Below are 23,351 nucleotides of genomic sequence, written 5' to 3'. Positions count from 1 at the left end.
CGGAAGCACGAAGTGCGGCCGGTGTACCGGCACGTCAGCATGGTCGAGCGGCGGAATTGGCGATACTGGCGGACACGGGCACCACAGCCATCAAGGTCACTAGGAGCCAACGCAATGAGCACTACAGCGCAGATCGGCGTCACGGGTCTCGCGGTCATGGGCCGCAACCTCGCCCGCAACTTCGCCCGCAACGGCTACACGGTCGCGGTGCACAACCGGACCGCGTCGCGCACGCACGCGCTGGTCGAGGAGTTCGGCGGTGAGGGCGACTTCGTCGCGACCGAGACCGCCAAGGAGTTCGTGGCGGCCCTCGAGCGGCCGCGACGCCTGGTGATCATGGTGAAGGCCGGTGACCCGACCGACGCGGTGATCCGGGAGTTCGCCCCGCTCCTTGAACCCGGGGACATGATCATCGACGGCGGCAACGCGCACTTCGCGGACACCCGTCGCCGGGAGCGCGAACTGCGCGAGCAGGGCATCCACTTCGTGGGCACCGGCATCTCCGGCGGTGAGGAGGGCGCGCTGCACGGGCCGAGCATCATGCCGGGCGGCTCGAAGGAGTCGTACGAGTCGCTGGGCCCGATGCTGGAGAAGATCTCGGCGAAGGCGGCGGACGAGGCGCCCTGTGTGACGCACGTCGGTCCCGACGGCGCCGGGCACTTCGTGAAGATGGTGCACAACGGCATCGAGTACGCCGACATGCAGCTGATCGGCGAGGCGTACCAGCTGCTGCGCGATGTCGCCGGGTACTCCCCCGCACAGATCGCGGAGATCTTCCGCACCTGGAACACCGGCCGCCTGGACTCGTACCTGATCGAGATCACGGCGGAGGTGCTGTCGCACGTGGACGCGGCGACGGGCAAGCCGTTCGTGGACGTCGTGGTCGACCAGGCGGAACAGAAGGGGACGGGCCGCTGGACCGTACAGATCGCGCTGGACCTGGGGGTGCCGGTGTCGGGCATCGCGGAGGCGGTCTTCGCCCGCTCGCTGTCCGGTCACGCGGCGCTGCGCGAGGCGTCGCGCGGCCTGGCGGGACCGAAGGCGGCGCCGCTCGGGGAGTCGGAGGCGGCCGCCTTCGCCGACCGTGTCGAGCAGGCGCTGTACGCGTCGAAGATCGTGTCGTACACGCAGGGCTTCCACGAGATCGCGGCGGGCAGCGAGGAGTACGGCTGGGACATCGACCTCGGCGCGGTCTCCGCGATCTGGCGCGGCGGCTGCATCATCCGCGCGGCCTTCCTCGACCGGATCCGCGCGGCGTACGACGCCCGGCCCGACCTGCCGAGTCTGCTGTCGGACGAGACCTTCGCGCAGGAGATCGCCGCCGCGCAGGACGACTGGCGGGAGGTCCTGGTGGCGGCGACCCGGCAGGGCGTGCCGACGCCGGGGTTCGCCGCCGCCCTCGCCTACTACGACGCCCTGCGCGCCGAGCGGCTGCCCGCCGCGCTGACCCAGGGGCAGCGGGACTTCTTCGGGGCGCACACGTACCGCAGGACGGACCGGGACGGCGCCTTCCACACGCTGTGGGGCGGGGACCGGTCGGAGGTCACCGCGTAGCGCGTGTCCCGGGGCCGCCCGCGGGCCGTGTCGTCCCCTCGCTCAGGTGAGCGGCGGCCCCGGCTCGGGGTTGGGCACGGGCTCGGGCCCCGGCGGGATCGGCGACGGCGAGGGCCCCGGAGGAGCCGGAGGCTGGGGCGTCGGCTGCGGGCCGGGTCCCGGCGGCTGAGGCGTGGGTTCCGGGCCGGGGCCCGGGGGCGGGGGCGGAGGGGTCGGCTCCGGGCCCGGGCCCGGGGTCGGTGGTGAGACCGGGTCCGGGTGCGGATGCGGGGGCTCGGGGTCCGGGCCGGGGGCGGGTCCCGGGGTGGGCCCGGGCGGGACGGGATCCGGATACGGGTTCGTCATGGCGCTGTCCTCCGGCCAATCGGTCGACGTCGGCTCTCGACTTGTCCCCCGCCTACCCGAGGGCCGCCGCTCCACTCACCCGGCCGTACGAACCGCCGGCCCCGAGTGGCCCAGCCGTGCGGCCTCCGCCCCGGCAGCCAGTCCCGGCGCCGGGCTGGCCAGCACGGGGACACGGACATGCGTCGACTCCCTGGCGGGCGCCATGGACGCCTGGGCCAGGACGATCACGTCGGCGCCGGTCACGGAGTCGGCCGCCTCGGCGATCCGACGCAGGTAGCCCTCGCCGTCACCGGCCTCGAACCGCGACCAGGCGCCCTCCACCAACCGGGTCCGCACCTCCACGGGACGGTCCGCGCGCCGTGCCTCCTCCTTGATCAGTGCCGCCGTCGGCTCGAGCGTGCTCTCCAGGGCGGCGAGGACGAGGACGCGCGGGCCGACGGCCACCGCGGCGGCTGCCATGGGCCGGTCCACGCGCAGCACCGGCACGCCGACCTCGGCGGCTGCCGCCTCGGCGACACCCCCGATGGTCGAGCAGGTGCAGAGCACGGCGCGCGCCCCTTCGGCCACCGCCCGCGTCAGCGCGGCCGCGACGGATGCGGTCACCGCCTCGGGCCCGTCCCGCCGCGCCCGCTCCAGCAGTCCGGCGTCGACGTGGTGCCGCAGTTCCAGACCGGGATGCGCCGCGTCGCGCAGCGCGTCGAAGACCGGCACGTGCACGGGCGAGGTGTGCAGGAGCGCCAGCACGGTCAGAACCGCCCGGGATGCGCCACGAGCCACTCCTTGGCGGCGCGCATCAGCTCCGGATCGGCGGCGGGTGCCTCGTCCGGGTGACGCTCGGCCCACTTCACGACGTACGGGCACAGCGGGGCGACCGTGACGCCCTCCCGACGCGCGAGCCCGTACAGCTCACGCGCCAGGGACCCGGCGATGCCCTGCCCCTCGTGCTCCGGTTCGACGATCGTGTGGACGGGGACGACGGCCCGCTCGGGAGCGTCGAGGACGAAGTACTCGATACGCCCGACGACCTCTCCGGCCGCGACCGCCTCCAGCCGTCCGGCCGCCCGGTCGTCACGGATCTCGATGTCACTCACGGCCACGCTCCTCGTCCCCGCGGGATCGGTACGTCAGGCCGACACGGCCTGAGGGCTGCGTTCCTGGTCCGAGCCCGGTACCGGCTCGGACGCGTCGGCGCCCAGGGCGACGATACGGTTGTCGCCGTCCACGTGCACGACCCGGGGCCGCAGCGACCGCGCCTCGGCGTCGGTGACCTGGGCGTAGCTGATGAGGATCACCAGGTCACCGGGGTGCACGAGGTGAGCCGCGGCCCCGTTGATTCCGATCACCCCGGACCCTCGCTCGCCCTCGATGACGTACGTCTCCAGCCGGGCCCCGTTGGTGATGTCCACGATGTGCACGAGCTCACCGGGCAGCAGATCGGCGGCGTCCAGCAACTCGGCGTCGACGGTCACCGAACCGACGTAGTGCAGGTCGGCCTGGGTGACGGTGGCGCGGTGGATCTTGGACTTGAACATGGTGCGCAGCATGTCGGACTCCCGAAAGACGGCTCCCTGCCTGCTTTCTGCAGGTCAAGGGCGGTGTCACTCTACAACTGGCACGCGCCTGACTCGAAGAATGTGAGGAACATCGCTTCACTTCGGTGAGCCAGCTCCCTGCCTGGGCTTCCGTGTGAACCAGGCTGTTATGGCTCGTCGAACACGCCCCTGCCCGAACACTCTTCGCGGAACGTGCCAGGACCGATGCTGACGAAACGCTGACTTATCTGTCGGCCTATCAGGCGCCTAAGGGGACAGGGCGAGTCACTGCCCCAAGCGGCCGCGCCCATGTACGCCGTGCGGCCACTAGGTCGCTTCTTTCGGATCATCTCGCCGACCAGATGAAGATGGCGGCGACGTGGAGTCCTGCGACGGAGTCGACCGCGACGACCCAGTCGAGATCGCCTTCGCTGTCGGCCTGGGCGAGCAGGGCGGTGAAGACTTTCTCCCAGGTGCCGTCGGCGGCCCACTTCCGCAGTCGGTTGTGAGCGCCCCTCCACGACCCGAAGTGCTCGGGCAGGTCCGTCCACGGGGTCCCGGTGCGGTACGTGAACGCGATCGCGTCGATCACCTGCCGGTGATCCCGCCAACGGCCACCCCGCTTCGGTGTCCGGTCCGGCTCAACTGTCTTGGCGCTGCTGACGCTCTCGCAGTCGCCGCACACGCCTGGCGTACTGCCCGGCCTGCGACCTCTGGGCACGATCAATCGACAGCAGCTGGGGATCCGTCGCGCGCTCGGACCTCGTCCCTCCACGCCTGGCCACTCGCCTCGGCTTCGTCCATCCCGCCACTATATGAGCGGGCAACAGCGTGCGAAGTCCTCCCGAACCAAGATCCGGAAGAAGCACCCTAAGCGCGGTACCCGTTCAACCGCGTCGGGGCAGTTCGGCGCGCCGTGCCGTTTTGGAGGCACAGCACCACCGACCTCTCCGTTCTGTGAAGGAACCCAGCGGTGCACGCGACTGCGGATGCCGATTCACGACGACTGTGGGAGTCGCCGCCTGACCGAGTCTCCGATGGCAGCTTGTTTTGGCGTTGGTTGAGGGTTTGCGGCAAAAGCGGATCGACCCGTGGCCTGCGCTCGATACCGCCCCGGTGTGGTGCCGAACTCCCTCTCGAAGGCGTGGGAGAGTGCGTACGGGCTGCCGTAGCCGACTCGGTCGGCGATGGTGGCCAGGGTTTCCTTGGTGTCGCGGAGCAGGGTGGCGGCAAGGATCACGCGCCACCAGGCGAGGTACGCCATCGGAGGGCGGCCGACCAGGGTGGTGAACCGGCGTGCCAGGGTGGGACGGGAGACGCCCGCTTCTGCGGCCAGGCGGTCGTTGCTCCACTGCGCGGCCGGTTTCGAGTGCATCGCCCGCAGAGCGGCGGCCGTCACCGGGTCGCCCAGTGCGCCGGGCCAGGCTCCGCTAGTGGTCTCGGTCATCCATGAGCGGATCATGTAGACGAGGAGGAGGTCGAGCAGGTTCGGGAGCGCCACGCAGGAGCCGGGCCGCACCTCGTCCAGCTCACCGGCGAGCAGGTCGATCGCGGCGCGGAGTTCGAGGTGGCTGCCTACTCGGCTGGGGATGTGGACGACCTCGGGCAGCTCTGCCATCAGCGGGTGCATGCGGCTGCAGTCGAGCCAGTACTTGCCGCAGAGCATTTCCGTCCCGTCGCGGTCGGGCCGGGCTCGCGGCCCTGTCTCCGCAAGCCATTGCTCGAACGGCACTGCCTTCTGCGCCGCGACCGTCGCGTCGACGGGAGAATCGGCGATCACATGGCCGGTGCCGTGAGGCAGCAGCACCGCGTCACCCACGCCGAGGGATACGGGGGTTCCGCCGTCGGTCAGGAGCCAGCAGCTGCCCTTCAGGACGACGTGGAAGCCCGCGCCGTCGTACGGATCCAGCCGCGTGCACCAGCTCCCGCTCGTCCGCACCCGGTGGAACCACGGGTGCCCGAGGTGCACGGCAGAGATCGCGTCACTCACCACATCCATCCATCCAGAATATCTCCCGTATGAATTGTGAGACGGATTCGTATTTTGTTGAGCTGGATGCGCATTGAGAGGCTCGTTCGATCTTTCTTAAGGTCGGGCACATGACGAACGAGAACGAGCGTGTGCAGAGCATGGTGCTGGGGGATGTCGAGGTCATCCGGGTCGTTGAGTGGCACGAACCGTTCCTGCCCACCTCCGGCATGTTCCCGGGAGCTGGTGCCGATGTGTGGAAGGACAACGAGGACTGGCTGACACCGGACCACTGGGAGCCGGACAGCGACTTGGCAGTGCTTGCTCTGCAGAGCTGGGTGCTGCGCAGCGGTGGGCGGACCGTCCTGGTCGACACCGGAGCGGGCAACGGGCGCGAACGACCGGGCATGGGGCCGTTTCACCACTCGCGGAGTGATTTCCTCGGCCTCCTGGCGAGGGCCGGTGTTCGCCCGCAGGATGTAGATGTCGTCGTCAACACTCACCTCCACGTCGATCACGTCGGCTGGAACACCATCGACGCGGACGGGCAGTGGGTACCGACGTTCCCCAACGCCCAATACCTCATTCCGGCCGCCGACGACTTCCACTACGGTCCGGACAACGCGTACGGGAACGGTGCGCATGAGGCCGACCGCCTGATCTACGAAGACAGCATCACGCCCATCCACCAGGCCGGGCAGGCCGTGCTGTGGGACGGCCTGCACCACATCGACGAACACCTCGCCCTGGAGTCCGCCCCCGGCCACACTCCCGGCTCGTCCGTGCTGCGACTCGCATCCGGGAGCGACCGGGCGGTCTTCGTCGGGGATCTGCTGCACAGCCCGGTGCAGATTCTCGATCCCTGCTGCAACAGCAACGCCTGCCTGGCCCCGGAACAAGCGGTGGCCAGTCGCCGTCGGATTCTCGGGCGGGCGGCTGACGAGCGGGAGCTGCTCGTCCCCGCACACTTCGGTGGTGCCGGCGCCCTGGAAGTCCGACGGAACAGTGATGGGTTCGCCCTCGGCCCATGGGCAACAGCCGGCCCGAAGAAGAGTGCATCCACCTCTGAGTGAGCCTTGGCCCCACCCCGCTCACCCGCCCGCGAGCGCGAGGCCCTCAACGCCTCGGCGGACGGCGCGACCGTCGCCACCTGGCTCAGCCTGTGGGAGTCCACGGGCCGAGCCGGGTGGATCCGGCATCCCGCACGGAACCAGCCGCCCCCGGCCTGGAGGCCGTCCACATGACGCACACGTCGAACGACCGGCCCGCAGCCAGAGCGAGCGGAGCCCTCGTCCTGGTGCTCGTCTTCATGGGCATCGTGGTCTCGGTGATGCAGACCCTGCTCGTCCCGGTGATCAACGAACTGCCGCAACTGCTGGGCACCGAGCCGGGCAACGCGACCTGGGTCATCACCTCGACCCTGCTCTCCGGCGCCGTCGCCACGCCGATCATGGGCCGCCTCGGCGACCTCCACGGCAAGCGCCGCATGCTGATCCTCAGCCTTGCGGTGATGGTCGTCGGCGCGCTCGTCAGCGCCCTCACCAGCCACCTGCTCACGATGATCGCAGGCCGAACCCTCCAGGGCTTCGCGATGAGCGCGATCCCCCTCGGCATCGGCTTGATGCGCGACATACTCCCCCGCGAGAAGCTCGGCTCGGCGATGGCCCTGATGAGCTCCGCCATGGGCGTCGGCGGCAGCCTCGCCCTGCCCGCCGCGGCCCTGGTCGCCCAGCACACCGACTGGCACGCCCTCTTCTACGGCGCCGCCGGCCTCGGCGTCCTGTGCATCGCCCTCACCCCCCTTATCGTCCCCGAGTCCCCGACCCGCGCGCACGGCACCTTCGACGTCCCGCGACACACAGCAGTGAGCAGGGCCTTTGCGTTCGTCGGTGCTACGCGAGCATCGCCCTACGCTGCCACATCATGCGGCAGGATCAAGGGCCATGGACTCTGCTGTCGCAGCCGCGCTCGTCACTACACCGACCGCCCTACTGGCTGCGTCGGCTGCCTACGCCGCCGGGCTTCTTCAGGCACGTGGAGCCCGCCGTGGGCCCGTAGACGCCGTCCGTCGACAGCATCAGCGGGACGCATATGCCGCCTTCCTCGGCGCAGCCACCACCTACGCATACGAGACGCGACTCACCCGGAACCAGGAGCGGGCACTCGCCGAGCTTCCTACAGGAGACGGGGGCCATGTGGACCGCGTTGAGCGGCGGTCCTGGGAACTGCGCGCGGAAGCCGCCGAGTCGATCGATTCCATACAACGGACGCTGCCCGTCGTCCTCCTCGAGGGTCCCAAACACATTGCCGAACGTGCCCAAGAAGCCAGCATCGCCGCTCACATGTTGCGCTCCGGCGCACCGCAGTATGTGCACCTGACGATGGCGAGTGACGCCCATGCTGTGCAGACAGCACGCGAGGAGCACGCGCGCCTGGTCGATGCGATCGATGCGTTCACGATCGCGGCCCGCGACTACCTCAACGACGGTCCTGACTAGGGCATGTTGCGAAAGTGCTTGCTGTGGGTGTCGGGACAAGCGGCCATTGATCAACGCGACCCGGTTTCGTACCATCTCCCGATGGGACATGACGATCTTCCGACTCTTGAACTCGCTTTTCCCGGACCAGAACGTGACCGTGGCGTGGCGGCGATCCTGAGCGGTCAGAAGACCGCGCTCACAGGCCTCCTGGAGATCTATGAGCACGCCGGAGAGGCAGTGCCGCAGAGCGGCCAGCGGTTCTCAGTGCTCGATTCCGAGGGTCGTCCGGCCGTCACCATCGAACTCGTCGACGTGCGGGTCGTTCCCATGAAGGAAATCGACGATGACTTCGCACGAGCCGAGGGGCGCGGCTACTCCGACGTTGCACAGTGGCGAGCAGCCCACGAAGAGTTCTTCCAGAGCGATGGCGTGAGCGAGTTCCTGGGTCGCACCCCCGACATTACCGATGACACTCTCGTCGTCGCCGAACGCTTCCGAGTGGTCAAGCCCGTGTGATCGGTGGCCGGCATCCGACACGACGAAAGTCCGGAAGGATCAGCTGGGCAAGCTTTGAGAGGCGGCGGGAACGCTGTTGGTCATAGCCACTCGTTGATGGCTGCGACCAGCACTGTTGCCTCATAGCAGACGGCAAGTTTGTCATCACGTGGCCACGGCTCGGTGGCGCTTCAGCCGGTTGATCCCGCACTCCACCGCGTGGCGCTCTTTGTAGTCGGCCTTGTCGAACTTGGGCGGTCGGCCGCCTCGGGAGCCGAGCTTCTTGCGGTTGCGGACATGGTCGGACTTCTCCGGGATCGCGCAGGGGACACCTCGTCTGCGCAGGTAGGCTCGGTTTACGCGAGAGCCGTACGCCTTATCGGCGCGGACCTTGTCCGGCCTGGTGCGAGGTCGGCCCGGGCCGATGCGGGGCACCCGGAGGCCCTCCAGTACAGGTTGGAACTGCGGACTGTCATGCCTCTGGCCCGCGGTGACGAGCAGGGACAGCACTACCGCAGCACTGGTGCCTGGGACGATGCGGTTCGCTCCTGCTCCTGAGTCGTTGGCCTGGCAGACCAAAGAAGGATGCCAGCGACCGAGCTTCTTGTAGTAGCTCAGAGGGGGCATGGCCAAACTTCGGCTCTGCCGGCCGTTGCAGTCCCCACGCACGGGATCTTGAGGACACGAGTAGCCGATGGCAGGCTCATTCCGCATGATCGATGAATTTGCGAAGGACAACCTGCACGGAAGACTGCGACGGGACCGCGAGGCGCTGCTCTGGAAGCTCGACGGCCTGTCCGAATACGACGCGCGCCGACCGTTGACAGCGACCGGAACCAACCTCCTCGGGCTGGTCAAACACATGGCCAGCGTCGAGGCCAGATACTTCAGCGAGGTCTTTGACCGCCCGACTTCGGAACCGCTGCCCCGGTGGCAGGACCACGATGGCAGTGATCTGTGGGCGGCTGAGGACGAGTCCCGCGATCAGATCATCGAGTCCTACCGGCGCACGTGGGAACACTCAGATGCGACGATCAACGAGCTTCCCCTCGACGCACCCGGCCATGTGCCGTGGTGGCCTGAGCCATATTCCAACACGAACCTGTTCGCCATCCTGGTCCACGTCCTCGGCGAGACCAACCGGCATGCCGGGCATGCCGACATCCTGCGCGAAGGCATCGACGGCCGAACCGGGATGCGGCCCGAACACGAGATGCAGATCGATCAGGAAGCCCGTGCCGCCTACTGCGCGAAGATCGAGCAGGCCGCCAGATCGGTCGCCTCAGTCAAGGCATAGCAAGCTGTTGATGGTCGTTCGCGGCTCGACCGCAGGCTGGCGGGACCGCTCCGCGTGACGAGCGGGCCGTGTTCACCGCAGTGGTGTACGTGCTGACCAGCGGCTGTGCCTGGCGTCATCTGCCGCCGACATTCGGCACGTCCTCCGCTCCCGGGGGAAATTGACGCGGGCCCACGCCCCGGCGGCGGCTACCGTGTCCACCATGAGCATGTCCGGCCCGAGCGCCGCCCCGATCCCCCTGCACATCGCTGGCGAACGGTCGGCACCCTCGGCCCCCCACGTGATCGGCACTTCCGCCGGGCCGGCCCGGGCCGCCCCGGCGGTGGGGCCGAACGTGGTGGACTGGGCGGCGCTCGGGGTGGAGCCGCGGTGGAAGGACCAGGAGACGAGTGACTGCGCGGCTGTCCTGTCTCCGATCCTCGGACCCGCCACCGGCCTTGAGCCCTACAAGCGCTACGCCGCAGGAGTTCGCAAGCGGGGTGAGACCGCCCTCGTCGTCGCCTGCACCGGCGCGGGCAGACGAAGCCATAACGTCTTCTCCGGCACCGTCGCTCCTGGCATCCACCTGCCCCACTACTACGGCTCGATCTCCGCCAACCCGCTCCCCGTCGGCGTGAGTCTCGAACTCGCCGACGGCCTGGACCACGCCGAACACGAACTCGGCACCCGGCTGCTCAACCGCCCCCCGGTCACCTGGTTCCGCCTGACCTACCTCAGGGATTCCGGGTCCTCGCGCCCTGGAGCTGCAAGGATGTGGCCGCCGCCGGGGAACGGAGAGCTGCGCCCGATCCTGGTCGACGGCCTCGGCCACCCGGTGGCGGGGGTGTGGGTGCCGGCGGGTGGCAGTGCCCGGTGGTTCGTGGTTCCCCACGGCACCGACCAGCGGCTGCTGGCGGAGTGGCTGGTCCAGCACGCGCTGCCCGCGTACGTGCCCGGCGCGCTGACCCGCGCCCGCTCGACCCTGGTACGCGACCCGGCCCTCGCCACCGACGCCGAGGCCCGGCTGGTTGAGACGATCGCCGAGGAGCAGAGCGCCCACGAGCGGCGGCAGACCGAGTTGCAGCAGCAACTCACCGCGCTGCGGGCCGTGGCCGATCCGCTGCGCGACGGCCTGCTGTTCGGCACCGGCCGCCCGCTGGAGGACGCGGTGCACGACGTCCTCGTGTCGGCAGGCGCCACGGTGACCCGCCTCGACGACGTGTACGGCACCAAGTCGGCAGACTTGCTGGGCGAGTACGACGGCCGCCGAGTCCTGGTCGAGGTGAAGTCGGCGAGCAACCGGCCACCGCACAGCCTGCCTGACAAACTTCTCAAGCACCTGAACACCTGGCCCGGGCTGCCCGGGACCGAGCCTGTTGACGGCGGCGTCCTAGTGGTCAACCACCAGATCAAGCTGCAACCCGCGCAGCGGGACGCCGAGGTCTACACCGACCGCGCGTTCGCCGACAGGCTGCCCGTGCCGGTGATCGGCAGCGCCCGTCTGTTCGAGTGGTGGCGCCGCGAAGACTGGGATGCCGTGCGACACGCCGTCTTCGGCGACACCGGCGTCGCGCAGCCTCCCGAGATCGCCGTGCCGGACGCCGATCCGAAGGCGTCCGGGCAGCCCGGCCTGCGCTCGCGCCTGCGTCGGTAGCCAGTAGACGCCGGAGCACGACGGGGCGCCACGTCAGACCGGCTCGGCGTTGAGGACGGCCGGGATGGATCTGGCGGGCCCTTCATGGCAACACCGGCTGCTCGACCGTCGGCTGAGACACCAGGTACTACCAAGACCCCCGTCAAGTCCCCGTCACCCGAAGGGATTGCCGTCAGTCGGCGATCTCTTACGTTCCGTGTGCGTGCCGTACCGTTTGCGGACTGCGTCTGCCCAAGGAGGGCAGGTGGTCGGACCGGGGAGAGGACGGCATCGGGGTGATCGGGGAGGACCGGGAGATCTGGGGTGAGGGAGCGGCCTGCCGCACAGCCGATCCGGACGAGCTGTTCGTCGAGGGTGCGGCCCAGAACCGGGCCAAGGTCCTCTGCACCGGCTGCCCGGTGCGCACCGAGTGCCTTGCCTACGCCCTCGACCATCGGATCGAGCATGGAATCTGGGGTGGGATGACCGAGCGCGATCGGCGGGCCCTCCTGCGGCGGCGCCCGCTGGTCACGTCCTGGCGCCGCCTGCTGGAGGCCGCGCGGTCCGAGCATGATCGCCTCGTCCGTCCCGACGATGACGCGCCGGACTGGGAAGCCACCGCTTGACGACCCGCCCCGAGAGATCCCTACAGCACGTCGGTCTCGGCGTCGACGTACCCGAACGCGTGGGCCATGTGCACCAGGGCCTCCCGTAGCAGGTGCTGCCGCTCGGTCCGATCCATGGCCGGCGCTGCGGTGATAGTGACGGCCAGCCTTGGCCTGGGGCCGTTGTCGTTCGGACCGTGGGGCCCCAGGTCGACGAGGGTGTCCAGGACTGGCAGGACGCCGTTGTCGGCGGGCTGTTCGCTCGTGATCCGCATCCAGCCGGAAGCCTTCCGACCAGTTCTTCGAGCTAGCTGTTACCGAGTTCCACCGTCGGGACCCAGGCTGGACCTGGGAGTGGGAGCGGCATGCCGTGTTTGACCGTTACCGCAGCCCGGTTTCGCCGTGAGTCCACTGCGGGATGTCGCTCGGCTGCCCCACACATCCGCCGCGCGTGGGAATCCGACGCACAGGGCCGGCTCGAACGCGCGGCGCTCAAGTCGAAGGTGGCCGGGCCGAACACGCGGTCGCCGATCCGGACGTCGGTGACGCCCTCGGACTTCGCTGCCGCAGCCGAACTAGCGGGAAGTCCTCTTCGCCGGCAATGAACTGGAGGCCCACCTCGTCGCCCAGGTCGAGGCGGCCGACCCGGATCTCACCCCGATCGAGGTGCTGCTGGCCGCGCTGGGAAGCGCCGAGGGAATCTTCCGCCCACGCGAGTTCCTGCTGCGCCGGGCAAGAGTGATCGCCGCCAACCCGGCGCTGGCCGAGCGCGATCTGATCAAGCTCGCCGACATCGCCGACGCGCTGGCGCCGGCACTGGAGCGCCGCGGCGTCGAGCCCGGCAAAGCACGCTTCGTCGTCGACGTGGTGCTGGCGATCCACCGGCGCGTCATGCCCCGCTGGCTCGCCGAGCCGGACACCACCCTCGCTCAGCTCATGGCCCAGGCCACCGCCGAGCTGCGCGAAGCGATCGCGCCGCCTGCTCCGACGGTCCGCTGAGCCGGCCGCGGAAGAGGGGCAGCGCCCACCGCGTCGATGGGCGGATGGCTTCCCGGCGGGAGTGTCACGCGACCCATCGGGCACGCCCTAGCCGCGGTAGGTCTCGGTGTGGCTCAGGATCAGGCGGGTCAGCGTGGCGGGGCGGTCGAGTTGGAGGAAGTGGCCGGCGCCCCGCAGCCGCTCGAAGCGCCAGGGGGCGTCGACCCACTCGCCCGAGCGTGCGAGCTGTTCGAGGCTGCTGTAGATGTCCCCTTCCGGCCAGATCCCGAGCGTAGGCACCTCGACCCGGGGGACAGGGGCGATCTTCGCGTGCACGGGGTGGATGTTGGCCTGGTAGAAGTTCAGCATCGCCCGCACTGCGCCGGGCCGCTCCAGATCGGCGATCCAGGCGTCGGCTTCGGGGTGGTTGCCCACCCACCAGCGGAACGTCGACCAGGGCCCGCCCTCGCCCTCCGCCTCGCTGCGCAACCACTCCTCGGCGTCGGAGAACAGCAACCGCAGCATGTACCACGACAACTGCTTCTGCTCGTACGCCGCGTGCCCCCGTGCGCCGGGGTGACCGATGCTCAGCGCGACGTGGGACGTGACCCGTTCGGGGTGGTGGGCGGCCATGGCCCATGTCGACGCCGCCCCTCGGTCATGACCCACGAGATGCAAGGTCTCCGCGCTCAGTTCGTCGACGATCGCCCACAGGCGTTCCTGGTCCTTCGCGATCGTGTAGCTCGCCACGTCGGCCGGCATGTCCGAGTCCCCCTGGCCGAGGAGGTCGGGGGCGATGACCCGGTACCCGGCTTCCAGGAGGCCGGGGATCTGCCCCCGGTAGACCGCCGACGAGTCGGGGATGCCGGGGACCAGGACGATGGTCTCCGGGCCGGTTCCCGCGGTGAAGACGTTCAGCCGGTGTCCGTCGACCGTGACCGTGTGGCGGTCCATGCCGGTGAGGCGGTGAGCCGCCGGGTGGAGGACGGGTGAGGTGTCTTTCTGTGTCATGACAGTGCTCCGCTTCTCTCTGGTCTCTGGTCTCTGGTGTCGCGGTGTGCTGGGTGGCAGGGGCGCGCCGCGAGCAGGAGCGACACTGTAATGACCACGTGGTTATTAAGGAGCTTAGGCGATATCCGCGTTAGTGACCAGGCGTATACTTGGCGCATGAATCCCTCAGAGGAAGACCGGTACACTCCCGGCCGCGCGGTGGAGTCGCCGGGTGAACCGTCGACGGGCCGGCGACGGCGCAACCCCGAGGCGAGTCGGCGGGCGATCCTTGATGCCGCCCGCCGTGAGCTGTACGAGCGGGGCTACAGCCGTATGACGATCCGTGGCGTGGCCGCCCGTGCCGGTGTGACGCACGGGCTCGTCATGCGTCACTTCGGCTCGAAGGAGGGACTGCTCCGTGCGTCGATCCAGGGGCCGGATGAACTCGACACGGTCCTGGCCGGTGATGCGGAGGGACTGCCGGAGCGCATCGCGACGGCGTTCGTCGAGCGGATGGAGGCGGCGAGGAGCTCCGATCAGATGGTTGCGCTGATCCGCAGTGCGGCGGCGGACGATCCGCTCGCGACCGACCTGTACCTGACGATGCAGGCGCAGAGCGCGCGCGCCTATCGCGCGGTGCTCACCGGGCCGGATGTCGACGAGCGGGTCGACCTGCTCGGCTCGGTGCTGCTGGGAGTCACCTTCAGCCGTTACGTGGTCCGCGCCGGATCGCTCGCCACGATGGAACCCGCGGAACTCTCCCGGCACCTGGCCGAGTTGCTGCGACCGATCGTCCACCCGGCCGGCTGGGCGCCGAAGGAGACGGGCGCGTGATCGCCGCCGAGCGGTCTCGGTGAACTCAAGTGTACGGATGGTCAATTGACGCAGTGGCGTGTAGGGTTTTATTGACCACTTGGTCATCAAGGATGGTTGTCGGTCGGTCGAGGTGCCGTACCGCCCGTGTCTGACCTGCCGAATGAGAAGAGGCACACCATGCCGGTCCCTGAGCCGCTGACGCCCGAGAACACCACCATCGTGTTGATCGACCACGCGGTCGGCTTCGCGAACCTGCTGCGCTCCCACGACCTCGGCACACACATCAACAACGTCGTCGGGCTGGCCAAGACCGCGACGCTCTTCGAGACGGGCCTCGTGGTCACCAACGGCGAGAGCGGCAAGCCTTCCGGCCCGCTCTACCCCGAACTCCTCGCCGTCATCGGCGACGACTTCCCCGTGATCGAGCGCCCCGGCGCGACCAACGCCTTCGCAGACGCGCGCTTCGCGGCCGCCGTCGAGGCCACCGGCCGCCGCAAGCTGGCGATCGCGGGAGTGTCGACCGAGGGCTGCGTGTTGCAGAGCGTCCTTGGGGCGCTGCGTCTGGGCTACGAGGTGTACGTGGTCGGCGACGCCTCCGGCTCCCTCACCAAGGAGACCCACGACATCGCCCTCCAGCGCATGGTTCAGGCCGGCGCGGTGCCGACCACGTGGTACTCGCTGGCCGGTGAGCTCGAGTACGACCACACCTCGGCACGGGGCCCGCTTCTGCAGCAGGTGATGCGCGAGCACCAGCCCACGATGGCGAAGGGCGTACAGGCCTACGCTTTCGCCAAGGCGCCGATGCAGCCTTCATAAGGACTTCACGCCTCACGGGAGGCCCCATGTCCACGGGGCGCGCGTCACCATCTACGTCCAGGACGTCCGGCGGCTCGGGAACGACCGGCGGCCGGGGGCGCGTTGTTCACCCGGTGCAGCAGGCGTGCCGTGCCTCTTCGACGTACTCGTGCCCGTGCCACCAGAACCTGTCGTTGGCCGGATGGTCGGGTACGGGAGGCAGCACGGTGCTGCTCCGGTCCGGCTTCCGGGTCCCGGGCGCCGGGGGTTCGGTGAAGGGCCGCAGCAGGGAGTCGACGGTGTGGGCGACGCCCGACACGAGCACCTGCTCGACGTTCGCGGCGTCCTTGATGTCGGTGAGGGGATCACCGTCGACGACGGCGAGGTCGGCATACATGCCGGGTGCGATCCGGCCGAGGTCCTCGTGCAGGGTCTCGCCCGCCAGGCTCGTCGCGGTCGTCAGTGCCTCGTACGGGGTGAACCCGTAGGTGACCATGGCCCGCAGGTTCATGTGCAGGCTGACGGCCGCGTGGTCGATCGGGGCGTCCGTGCCCGCGACGATGCGGCCTCCTCGGCGGTAGATGTCGAGGGCCTGGCGGACCTGCGCCCGGAGGTTCGCACGCCGTGCGGTCTGGTCGGTCCGGCTCGCCGCGTCGGCGCTCTCCCGGAGGGCGGCCATCCGCCACGGCGGATTGAGTGTCCGCACCCGGCGGTCTTCGACCAGGGATCTGTCTTCGCGGTACAGGGTGGTCGAACCGAAGAGGGTCGGTGTGCGGGCCATGTCCGAGGCCACGAAGAGATCGGTGACGTCGGAGCAGCCCGTCCCGAGCGGTGTCACGGTGCGCGAGTAGCCGAACCGGTTCGTCGCCCCCGTGTGTTCCATCGCGTCACCGCCGAACGCCATGGCCGGGTAGTGGTAGTGCGAGGTGACGGGGATTCCGATGCCGTGCGCGAAGGCGACCACGCGCTTGTGCCACACGACCGGGAGCCGGACGTAGCACTTCATGAGGTCGTACTCCAGGCTCTTCGCGCGTGCCAGTTCCAGCTTGAGTTGGGCGTCGGTGAACGTGGGGCGCATGAAGTTGTAGTAGACGCGCGGCCCGTCGACCGCCTCGCCCGTCGCGAAGTACCGGGGCGCGATCCGGGCGCCGGAGCGGGTCGCCTCGCGCTCCTCGACCATGTGGTAGGCGGGGCTCCCCGGTGACCTCGTGGTGGTCACGCCCAGCGAGAGCCAGAGCCGTCCCTGCCGGTCGCCGTAGGCGTAGCCCTGCATCTCCCGGTGGTGGTGCATGTCGATGAGCCCGGGCATCACCAGCCGGTCGCGCGCGTCGATGTGCCGGCCCGCCCGGCCCTCGGCGTGCGGCTCCACGGACCTGATCCGATGCCCTTCGACGACGATGTCGACATCGCGCCGGATCTCCCGGCGCACGCCGTCCCACATCCGGCCCGCGTGGACCACGGTGCGCGCCGGCGGCCGGACGGCGGTCCAGGTCAGCGGCACGGCGACCGTGCGCGGACGTCCGCCGTCCGCCGGTACGAGGCGGAGCCTGCCGTTGTTGAGGTACAGGAGGTGCTTCGAGTCGCCGCTCCAGGACGGCGCGTCGGTCACTTCGCGGGTGATCTGCCGGGGTTCACCGACCGGCGTTCCGTCCGCGGCGACCTCCACGGTGTACAGGACGCTGGCGACCGCGAACGCCATGCGCCTGCCGTCGGGGGACCAGACCGGTCCGTCGTCCCCCCGGGTCTGGATCGAGCGGCCCGCCACGGCCTCGACGTATCTGCCCTGCCCGGTGGTCCGGTCGACGAACAGGATCTGGCTCAGCCCCTCCCGGAACCTGGCCGAGTACGGTTTCACGGCCGCCAGGGCGATGGTTTCGCCGTCGGGTGACCAGGTGGGTCGGCCGGGCTCGAACGTCGCGGTGAAGACACGGCGCACGTCGCCGCTCGCCACGTCGGCGGTCCACAGCGCGCCGTCCTGGTCCAGGAAGGCGATCTCCTTGCCGCTGGGCGACCACGCCGCCGACAGCGCGGCCCTGGTACCGAGGTCGGTCAGTTGCCGGTCCCGGCCCGTGCCGAGGTCCCTGATCCAGATGTCGAGCGTCCCGCCGCGGTCCGTCGAGTACGCCAGCCGCTTCCCGTCGGGCGACCAGGCGGGATCGCACGTCCACCAGTGGTCGCGGGTCAACGGCCGCGGCGCACCGCCGATCTTCATGACGTAGATGTCGTTGAGCGCGCGGAAGGCGATGTGCTCTCCGTCGGGGGCCAGTACCGGGCTCCCGATTCCGCGTACGGGTCGCGGACCGGTGCTCTCGAAGTCGGAGCGGCGCCTGGTGTACCGCGGCCTGCGGGTGGTGACGGCGGCGGAGAAGCCGATGGTCCGGGTGGCCGAGCCGTGGAGCGACCGTACGTGGATCCGGCCGTCCGCGGTGTAGACGAAGCGTTCGCGGTCGAGCCAGGACACCCGGAACGGGAAGGTCTCCTGGTCGTCCACCAGGGGTGTGTCGCCGGTCATCAGCCGGCAGCGCCCGTCGTGGGTGAGGTGGTGGACCAGGCCGGTGCCGTCCGGAGTCCATTCCGGCTGGTGGATCACCTGGCCGGCGGGCACCGTGAGGTGAGTGTCGCGCCGGCCGGTGGTGCGGTCCACGACGTCGATCCGGGTGTTGTCCACCACGAAGGCCACCCGGTCGCCGTCCGGCGACCAGCACGGCTCGTACTCCTCACCGGGGCCGTCGGCGAGTACGCGGACCCGTCCGCTGTCGACGTCGTAGGTCTGGATCGCGTAACTGCCCGACGCGTCGCCCGAGAAGACGATCGTGCGCCCGTCCGGCGACCAGCGGGGCTCCCGGTGGTCGAAGGGGCCCTCGGTCAACTGCCGCAGTCCACTGCCGTCCGGCCGTACGGTCCACAGGTCGAAGACGCCGGCACGGTAGGACTGGAAGACCAATCGGCCGCTGTCCGGGGACCAGTCGGGCTGAGCGATGTCGAACAGGTCGCTGGTCAGCCGCCGCGCGTGCCCACCGGACGCCGGCATCACCCACAGGACGCCCAGCAGGTCGAGGGCGATCCACCGGCCGTCGGGCGAGACCCGCGCCCCGAACGTGGTACCCGCGCTCAGCCGCAGGGTGTCGGTGCCGCCAATGCGACGGTCGGCCGCGAGGGCATCCGACGTCGGCAGCGCCAACGCGGCGCCCGCGACGGCCAGGAACCCGCGGCGGGACACCGGCGACGTCCTCGCCCGCCGGTCGGCCTCGGCTTCGTCCGGTGAGGTCGCGCGATCCGCTTCGTTCACAGCACATCCCTTCAGCGCCGTCGCACGAAGTTCCCTCTGTCATGCCAGCATCTTGGCCCACCCCACGGGCCACTTGAAGGGGGCACGCGTCGGTCCCTCAGGAGGACTGCCCCGGGGACCGGCCGGCCCGTCGGGTGAAGCGGCGCAGGCCGCGCCGGGTGGGCTTGAGGGGTTTGTCCTCGGGGGCGACGGGCGCCTGGGCCGGGCCGGGGCCCCCGGTCAGGGCCGCCGCCGCGGGCACGGACCCCTGCGGTACGGAACGGCCGCCTTGGGCGAGGCGGCTCCGCACGGCCTGGGCCATGGCGTGGTGGGACGGCTCCTGCAGCAGGCCCGCCGCGGACAACCGCTCCCACATGCGCAGCAGTTCCTGCCCTCGGGTGGCCACCTGGCCCTCGTCCCACAGCCGCTGCCACGCCGCGGTGGCGCGGGCCACGTCGGGGGCGGCCCGGTTGAGGTCGGTGCGGCAGCGGATGCGGGCGACGGTCAGCGCGAGGACGGTGGAGAGCATGTAGTCGCCGCGCAGATACGCGAGGTACGCCTCGATCGCCCGTGCCTCCAGGGACAGTTCGTCCTCGGCGCCCCGGCGCAGCGTGAGGTGTTCCCGCAGCGCGCTGGCGAGGACGAAGGCGGCGTGCAGTTCCTCGCGCTGCGCGTGCTGGATGATCCGCTCGACGCGGGCGAGCGGCGGGAACGCCTCCTCCTCGGCGGCGGTGCGCTCGCGCCCCGGCGGCAGGTCCTCCTCCTCGCCGATGGTCCGGCTGGAGCCGTCGGGGTGCACCCGCAGCCGCGCCACCTGCTGCGCGGTGCGGTCGATGACGGTGGCCGCGACCGGTGCCCCGAGGGTGCGGGCGAACATGGCGACGGCGTCGAGGATCGCCTCGTTGGGCGGCCGGGTGCCGCCCATGTCCAGCAGGTGGCCGTTGACCACCGTCGACCCGTCCTCGGCCACGTAGGCGTCGAGGCGGATCAGCGGCGGCGCGCCGAGTGCGGGCAGGTTGCCCTTGTCGCGGGGGGTCAGCGAGTGGGTCATCCGCTCAGGCTCCGGGGCGTACGACGCCGAGGACGGGCATGGAGGCGGCCGGCGCGGTCGTGATGCTGCGGCCGGGCCGCGGTGCGTGGACCATCTGTCCGCCGCCGATGTACATGCCCACGTGGGTGGCGTCGTTGTAGTAGATGATCAGGTCTCCGGGACGGGCCGAGGACAGGCTGACGCGGGTCAGGCCGCCCCACTGCGCCTGCGAGGTGCGGGGAATGGGGTGCCCGGCCGCCGCCCAGGCCGCGGAGGTGAGTCCGGAGCAGTCGTACGACGACGGGCCCACGGCGCCCCACACGTACGGTTTGCCGATCTGCGCCATCGCGAAGCCGACGGCCTTCGCGGCCGCACCGCTCGCCTGCGTCCCGCCGCCCGGCGCCGGCCCCTTGCCCTTGCCCTTCCCCGAGCCCGCGGGGGTGCCGCCGGGGCCGGTCCAGCGGGCCTCGGCCTGCCGGGCCCTCTCCCGTTCCAGCGCGGCCAGCCTGCGGGTCTGTTCCTCTTCGAGGCCCGCCTCGATCCGCTCGGCCGTGGCGATCTTCTTCTCGATCTTCTGCTTCGCCGCGGCCTTGTCCGCACGGCTGCTCTTCAGCTCGCGCAGTTCCTTCGTGGCGGCCTCGGTCTGGTCGCTCAGCTCCTCGCGGGCGGTCTTCTGGGTCTCGGAGACGTTGACCAGGCCGCGCATGGCCTGGCGGGCCTGGGACGCCTCGTCGAGGGCCTGGTCCGGGTGGTCGCCGAGCAGCAACTGGATGCCGGTGGCGGCGAGGTCGCCCCCGCGGTACTGGGTGCGGGCGGCCGCGCCGGCGAGGTCGCGCAGGTCCTTCACCCGCTGTTCGGCACGGGTCAGGTCCTTGCGGAGGGTCGTCAGCCGCTTCTCCTGTTTGGCCGCCTTCTCGTTGGCGGCGTTGTACGCCTCGGTGGCCACCTCCGCCTCGCGGTAGAGGCCGTCCAGTTCGGCGCGGATGTCCTCGATCGACTTGCCGGCCTGCGGGTCCGGTTCGCGCGGCGCCGCGTGACCGGGGCCGGGCGCCAGGAGGATCGCGCAGACGAGGGCTGTGGTGGCGCCCCGGCCCAGTAACCGCCTGCCGCCGGTCGACACGTTCATGAGCTCCACTTTCAGAGGTCGCGTGCGGGCGGCTCAGACGGACGGCTGCCGCCGCGGTCCGCCACCGCGGGTCACGCGGTGGGCCGTTCGAGCCTTGAACACACTACCTTCCCCCGAACGGCCCACCACGGTCTCCCCACCCGTGTCAGCTTGCTCACACGCAACTGTTCATCGAGCGGTGCTCAGTTGCGCCGGGTGGCGTTCATGCCGATCTTTGTGGTGTTCACCGTCGCGGTGCGGTGGGTGCGGCTCCCCCACCGGGCAGGCGGCCGGGTCGCGTTCGACGGTGTTGTCCGGGACGAGGAGACGGGGCGCGATGACCGAGCGGGCCGCCTGGACGCGCGGGCGGGGACGGGTGCTCGCCGGGGCGGCGGTGGTCACCGCGCTGCTGCTCTCGTTCCACCGGGCCGTGCCCAACGGCGTCGGCGGGCTGGGGAGTCTGCTGGAATCCTTCCTGCCGTGGCTCGGCGTGGTCGTCGTGGTGCTGCTCGTCCTGGCGCTGGTGCGCCGCTCGGCGCTCGCGCTGACGGCCCTGCTCCTGCCGGTGGCCGCCTGGACGTACCTCTTCGGCGGGCTGCTGCTGCCCGCGCCGGAGCCCGGCCCCGACGACCTGGTCGTGGTGCAGCACAACGTCAGTGACGAGAACGGCGATCCCGCGGGCACGGCGCGCGCCCTGGTCCGTGCCGAGCCCGACCTCGTCGCCCTGGAGGAGCTGGTGCCGCCCGCCCTGGAGGTGTACGCGAGGACCCTGGCCCCCGACTATCCGTACCGGGCGGTCCGGGGCACCGTCGGGCTCTGGTCGAAGTATCCGCTCACCGGTACCCGTCTCCTCGACATCAAGCCCCGGGGCATCGAGGAGGCGTGGGAGCGCGGGCTGCGGACCGTGGCGCACACGCCGCGCGGTGACGTGGCCGTCTACGTGGCGCACCTGCCGTCGGTCCGGGTGCGGGCGAGCGGCCTCGCGTCGTCCCGGCGGGACGAGAGCGCCGGGCTGCTGGGCGACGCCCTCGCCGGGGAGGAGCTGCGCAGGGTGGTCCTGCTGGGCGACCTGAACGGCACGGTCGACGACCGGGCGCTGCGTCCCTTGACCGACGCGCTGAACGTGGCCGAGCGGGGCCTCGCCTTCAGCTTCCCCGCGGGATTCCCGCTGGCCCGGATCGATCAGGTGATGGCCCGCGCCGGGACCGTCGGCGCGATCCGGACCCTGCCCGCCACCGGCAGCGATCACCTACCGGTCGCCGCCCGGGTGGTCTGGGATTGAAGCAAGCCGCTTGCGGTGTTTGCGTTAGCCTTTCGGGCGTGACGCGACGACTTGCTCAGGTGGCGAAGAAGGTTGGGGTCAGCGAGGCCACGGTCAGCCGGGTGCTCAACGGCAAGCCGGGGGTGTCGGAGACGACCCGGCAGTCCGTGCTGAGTGCGCTGGACGTCCTGGGCTACGAGCGGCCCACCCAGCTGCGGGGTGAGCGCGCGCGTCTGGTCGGCCTGGTCCTGCCCGAGTTGCAGAATCCGATCTTCCCCGCGTTCGCCGAGGTCATCGGCGGCGCGCTCGCCCAGCAGGGACTGACCCCGGTGCTGTGCACGCAGACCAAGGGCGGTGTCTCGGAGGCCGACTACGTCGAGCTGCTGCTGCAACAGCAGGTCTCCGGGGTGGTGTTCGCGGGCGGGCTGTTCGCGCAGGCGGACGCGCCGCACGACCACTACCGGCTGCTCGCCGAACGCAACATCCCCGTGGTGCTGATCAACGCGTCGATCGAGAACCTCGACTTCCCGTGCATCGCCTGCGACGACGCCGTCGCCGTCGAACAGTCCTGGCGGCACCTGGCGTCCCTGGGCCACCAGCGCATCGGCCTGGTGCTGGGCCCCTCCGACCACATCCCCTCGCGCCGGAAGCTGGCCGCCGCCCGCCTGGCGGCCCGGGCCGCCGGCACGGAACTGCCGGAGGAGTTCGTCGAGCGGGCCATGTTCTCCCTGGAGGGCGGGCAGGCCGCCGCCACCCGCCTCCTGGAGCGCGGCGTCACCGGCATCATCTGCGCCAGCGACCCCCTCGCCCTCGGCGCCGTCCGCGCCGCCCGCCGCCACGGACACCACGTCCCCCACGACGTCTCCGTCGTCGGCTACGACGACTCCGCCTTCATGACCTGCACCGAACCACCCCTCACCACCGTCCGCCAACCCATCGAAGCCATGGGCCGCGCCGCCGTCGACCTCCTCTGCGCCCAGATCCAAGGCACCGAAGTCCCCCACGGCGAGCTGCTCTTCGAACCGGAACTCGTCGTCCGCGGCTCCACCGCGCGGCCGGCCGCCGACTAGCGGCGCTCCCACCCCTCCACGACCGCAAGTTCCTTGCGGGAAATGACAGTGGCTTGCGGCTGCCCGACGTAGCCCGTGAAAGCCGCTGATCCGCGGCATGCCCCGACGACTGCCCGGTTCTCACCGACCTCACCGGGCGCTGCCGCGCG

22 protein-coding genes and 3 pseudogenes are annotated in these 23,351 nt (G+C 70.5%); 14 read left to right on the top strand and 11 right to left on the bottom strand.

All coding sequences use genetic code 11. The features are described 5' to 3' along the window. Nucleotides 1-114 precede the first annotated feature (114 nt). A complete protein-coding gene (gndA, locus tag ACIRGB_RS13275; RefSeq protein WP_403862847.1) occupies nt 115-1,554 on the top strand; it encodes an NADP-dependent phosphogluconate dehydrogenase in 1,440 nt (479 codons plus the stop codon). Between the two features lie 420 nt (nt 1,555-1,974). Here the strand turns inward: gndA and ACIRGB_RS13270 are convergent, their stop codons facing one another. The 5 genes from ACIRGB_RS13270 to ACIRGB_RS13250 all read right to left on the bottom strand — a co-directional run bounded on the left by ACIRGB_RS13270 (nt 1,975) and on the right by ACIRGB_RS13250 (nt 5,430). Beyond that, nucleotides 1,975-2,643: an aspartate/glutamate racemase family protein gene (locus ACIRGB_RS13270; RefSeq protein WP_403862844.1), complete on the bottom strand. Its 669-nt coding sequence runs from the start codon at nt 2,641-2,643 to the stop codon at nt 1,975-1,977. Between the two features lie 2 nt (nt 2,644-2,645). Continuing rightward, nucleotides 2,646-2,990: a GNAT family N-acetyltransferase gene (locus ACIRGB_RS13265; protein ID WP_403862841.1), complete on the bottom strand. Its 345-nt coding sequence runs from the start codon at nt 2,988-2,990 to the stop codon at nt 2,646-2,648. 33 nt (nt 2,991-3,023) lie between these two features. Further along, the gene (gene panD, locus ACIRGB_RS13260) at nt 3,024-3,443 is read right to left on the bottom strand and encodes an aspartate 1-decarboxylase (RefSeq protein ID WP_403862838.1); all 420 of its coding nucleotides are present in this window, start codon (nt 3,441-3,443) and stop codon (nt 3,024-3,026) included. A 334-nt stretch (nt 3,444-3,777) separates the two neighbouring features. Continuing rightward, entirely contained in the window at nt 3,778-4,116 is a 339-nt protein-coding gene (locus ACIRGB_RS13255; protein ID WP_403862835.1) for a transposase, read from the bottom strand. Between the two features lie 312 nt (nt 4,117-4,428). Further along, complete coding sequence (locus ACIRGB_RS13250; protein ID WP_403862832.1) at nt 4,429-5,430, bottom strand: cupin domain-containing protein; 1,002 nt, start codon at nt 5,428-5,430, stop codon at nt 4,429-4,431. 101 nt (nt 5,431-5,531) lie between these two features. On the opposite strand from ACIRGB_RS13250, the gene ACIRGB_RS13245 reads away from it, so the two are divergent. The 4 genes and pseudogenes from ACIRGB_RS13245 to ACIRGB_RS13230 all read left to right on the top strand — a co-directional run bounded on the left by ACIRGB_RS13245 (nt 5,532) and on the right by ACIRGB_RS13230 (nt 8,396). Beyond that, nucleotides 5,532-6,473: an MBL fold metallo-hydrolase gene (locus ACIRGB_RS13245; protein WP_403862829.1), complete on the top strand. Its 942-nt coding sequence runs from the start codon at nt 5,532-5,534 to the stop codon at nt 6,471-6,473. A 167-nt stretch (nt 6,474-6,640) separates the two neighbouring features. Continuing rightward, nucleotides 6,641-7,249, top strand: a pseudogene (locus ACIRGB_RS13240) (MFS transporter); the annotation flags it as partial. A gap of 346 nt (nt 7,250-7,595) precedes the next feature. Next, nucleotides 7,596-7,898 carry a hypothetical protein gene (locus ACIRGB_RS13235; protein WP_403862826.1) on the top strand — a complete coding sequence of 101 codons (303 nt, stop codon included), beginning with the start codon at nt 7,596-7,598 and terminating at the stop codon, nt 7,896-7,898. A gap of 81 nt (nt 7,899-7,979) precedes the next feature. Then, entirely contained in the window at nt 7,980-8,396 is a 417-nt protein-coding gene (locus ACIRGB_RS13230) for an ASCH domain-containing protein (protein ID WP_307530672.1), read from the top strand. Between the two features lie 147 nt (nt 8,397-8,543). Here ACIRGB_RS13230 and ACIRGB_RS13225 read toward each other — a convergent pair. Further along, nucleotides 8,544-8,882, bottom strand: a pseudogene (locus ACIRGB_RS13225) (transposase); the annotation flags it as partial. 205 nt (nt 8,883-9,087) lie between these two features. Between ACIRGB_RS13225 and ACIRGB_RS13220 the strand changes: the two are divergent. The 4 genes and pseudogenes from ACIRGB_RS13220 to ACIRGB_RS13205 all read left to right on the top strand — a co-directional run bounded on the left by ACIRGB_RS13220 (nt 9,088) and on the right by ACIRGB_RS13205 (nt 11,910). Beyond that, nucleotides 9,088-9,672 carry a DinB family protein gene (locus ACIRGB_RS13220; RefSeq protein ID WP_403862822.1) on the top strand — a complete coding sequence of 195 codons (585 nt, stop codon included), beginning with the start codon at nt 9,088-9,090 and terminating at the stop codon, nt 9,670-9,672. A 38-nt stretch (nt 9,673-9,710) separates the two neighbouring features. Beyond that, nucleotides 9,711-9,836: pseudogene (locus ACIRGB_RS13215) on the top strand (transposase); the annotation flags it as partial. A 38-nt stretch (nt 9,837-9,874) separates the two neighbouring features. Then, complete coding sequence (locus ACIRGB_RS13210; RefSeq protein ID WP_403862819.1) at nt 9,875-11,305, top strand: hypothetical protein; 1,431 nt, start codon at nt 9,875-9,877, stop codon at nt 11,303-11,305. Between the two features lie 221 nt (nt 11,306-11,526). Continuing rightward, nucleotides 11,527-11,910: a WhiB family transcriptional regulator gene (locus ACIRGB_RS13205; RefSeq protein ID WP_403863472.1), complete on the top strand. Its 384-nt coding sequence runs from the start codon at nt 11,527-11,529 to the stop codon at nt 11,908-11,910. 20 nt (nt 11,911-11,930) lie between these two features. On the opposite strand, the gene ACIRGB_RS13200 is transcribed toward ACIRGB_RS13205, so the two are convergent. Further along, complete coding sequence (locus tag ACIRGB_RS13200) at nt 11,931-12,164, bottom strand: hypothetical protein (RefSeq protein ID WP_403862816.1); 234 nt, start codon at nt 12,162-12,164, stop codon at nt 11,931-11,933. A gap of 391 nt (nt 12,165-12,555) precedes the next feature. Here ACIRGB_RS13200 and ACIRGB_RS13195 point away from each other — a divergent pair, with 391 nt between their 5' ends. Continuing rightward, nucleotides 12,556-12,888 carry a hypothetical protein gene (locus tag ACIRGB_RS13195; RefSeq protein WP_403862813.1) on the top strand — a complete coding sequence of 111 codons (333 nt, stop codon included), beginning with the start codon at nt 12,556-12,558 and terminating at the stop codon, nt 12,886-12,888. Between the two features lie 87 nt (nt 12,889-12,975). Here ACIRGB_RS13195 and ACIRGB_RS13190 read toward each other — a convergent pair whose 3' ends face one another. Then, a complete protein-coding gene (locus tag ACIRGB_RS13190) occupies nt 12,976-13,878 on the bottom strand; it encodes an alpha/beta fold hydrolase (protein ID WP_403862811.1) in 903 nt (300 codons plus the stop codon). A gap of 156 nt (nt 13,879-14,034) precedes the next feature. Between ACIRGB_RS13190 and ACIRGB_RS13185 the strand changes: the two genes are divergently transcribed. Next, nucleotides 14,035-14,691, top strand: coding sequence for a TetR family transcriptional regulator (locus tag ACIRGB_RS13185; protein ID WP_403862808.1), 657 nt, complete (start codon nt 14,035-14,037; stop codon nt 14,689-14,691). Nucleotides 14,692-14,850: 159 nt separating this feature from the next. After that, complete coding sequence (locus ACIRGB_RS13180) at nt 14,851-15,489, top strand: isochorismatase family protein (RefSeq protein ID WP_403862805.1); 639 nt, start codon at nt 14,851-14,853, stop codon at nt 15,487-15,489. Nucleotides 15,490-15,595: 106 nt separating this feature from the next. Here the strand turns inward: ACIRGB_RS13180 and ACIRGB_RS13175 are convergent, their stop codons facing one another. From ACIRGB_RS13175 to ACIRGB_RS13165, 3 genes are all read right to left on the bottom strand, one after another. Then, on the bottom strand, nt 15,596-18,757 hold the full coding sequence (locus tag ACIRGB_RS13175; protein WP_403862802.1) for an amidohydrolase family protein: 3,162 nt from the start codon (nt 18,755-18,757) through the stop codon (nt 15,596-15,598). Between the two features lie 97 nt (nt 18,758-18,854). Next, nucleotides 18,855-19,787 carry a hypothetical protein gene (locus ACIRGB_RS13170; RefSeq protein ID WP_403862800.1) on the bottom strand — a complete coding sequence of 311 codons (933 nt, stop codon included), beginning with the start codon at nt 19,785-19,787 and terminating at the stop codon, nt 18,855-18,857. Between the two features lie 4 nt (nt 19,788-19,791). After that, a complete protein-coding gene (locus ACIRGB_RS13165; protein WP_403862797.1) occupies nt 19,792-20,892 on the bottom strand; it encodes an NlpC/P60 family protein in 1,101 nt (366 codons plus the stop codon). 316 nt (nt 20,893-21,208) lie between these two features. Here ACIRGB_RS13165 and ACIRGB_RS13160 point away from each other — a divergent pair, with 316 nt between their 5' ends. After that, complete coding sequence (locus ACIRGB_RS13160; RefSeq protein WP_403862794.1) at nt 21,209-22,153, top strand: endonuclease/exonuclease/phosphatase family protein; 945 nt, start codon at nt 21,209-21,211, stop codon at nt 22,151-22,153. A 38-nt stretch (nt 22,154-22,191) separates the two neighbouring features. Continuing rightward, a complete protein-coding gene (locus ACIRGB_RS13155) occupies nt 22,192-23,202 on the top strand; it encodes a LacI family DNA-binding transcriptional regulator (protein ID WP_403862791.1) in 1,011 nt (336 codons plus the stop codon). The last annotated feature ends 149 nt before the right edge of the window (nt 23,203-23,351 follow it).

The organism is Streptomyces sp. NPDC102490 (genome assembly GCF_044765285.1).
Lineage (GTDB): Bacteria > Actinomycetota > Actinomycetes > Streptomycetales > Streptomycetaceae > Streptomyces.
The sequence above is the reverse complement of the archived record's forward strand: the minus strand, read 5'-3'. Positions and strand labels throughout refer to the sequence as shown.

What these genes read in the sequence shown, in the direction of transcription:
- gndA (WP_403862847.1), top strand. Translation starts at nt 115, where the DNA reads ATGAGCACTACAGCGCAGATCGGCGTCACGGGTCTCGCGGTCATGGGC.
- panD (WP_403862838.1), bottom strand. Translation starts at nt 3,443, where the DNA reads ATGCTGCGCACCATGTTCAAGTCCAAGATCCACCGCGCCACCGTCACC.
- ACIRGB_RS13250 (WP_403862832.1), bottom strand. Translation starts at nt 5,430, where the DNA reads ATGGATGTGGTGAGTGACGCGATCTCTGCCGTGCACCTCGGGCACCCG.
- ACIRGB_RS13245 (WP_403862829.1), top strand. Translation starts at nt 5,532, where the DNA reads ATGACGAACGAGAACGAGCGTGTGCAGAGCATGGTGCTGGGGGATGTC.
- ACIRGB_RS13230 (WP_307530672.1), top strand. Translation starts at nt 7,980, where the DNA reads ATGGGACATGACGATCTTCCGACTCTTGAACTCGCTTTTCCCGGACCA.
- ACIRGB_RS13220 (WP_403862822.1), top strand. Translation starts at nt 9,088, where the DNA reads ATGATCGATGAATTTGCGAAGGACAACCTGCACGGAAGACTGCGACGG.
- ACIRGB_RS13210 (WP_403862819.1), top strand. Translation starts at nt 9,875, where the DNA reads ATGAGCATGTCCGGCCCGAGCGCCGCCCCGATCCCCCTGCACATCGCT.
- ACIRGB_RS13200 (WP_403862816.1), bottom strand. Translation starts at nt 12,164, where the DNA reads ATGCGGATCACGAGCGAACAGCCCGCCGACAACGGCGTCCTGCCAGTC.
- ACIRGB_RS13190 (WP_403862811.1), bottom strand. Translation starts at nt 13,878, where the DNA reads ATGACACAGAAAGACACCTCACCCGTCCTCCACCCGGCGGCTCACCGC.
- ACIRGB_RS13185 (WP_403862808.1), top strand. Translation starts at nt 14,035, where the DNA reads ATGAATCCCTCAGAGGAAGACCGGTACACTCCCGGCCGCGCGGTGGAG.
- ACIRGB_RS13180 (WP_403862805.1), top strand. Translation starts at nt 14,851, where the DNA reads ATGCCGGTCCCTGAGCCGCTGACGCCCGAGAACACCACCATCGTGTTG.
- ACIRGB_RS13170 (WP_403862800.1), bottom strand. Translation starts at nt 19,787, where the DNA reads ATGACCCACTCGCTGACCCCCCGCGACAAGGGCAACCTGCCCGCACTC.
- ACIRGB_RS13165 (WP_403862797.1), bottom strand. Translation starts at nt 20,892, where the DNA reads ATGAACGTGTCGACCGGCGGCAGGCGGTTACTGGGCCGGGGCGCCACC.
- ACIRGB_RS13160 (WP_403862794.1), top strand. Translation starts at nt 21,209, where the DNA reads ATGACCGAGCGGGCCGCCTGGACGCGCGGGCGGGGACGGGTGCTCGCC.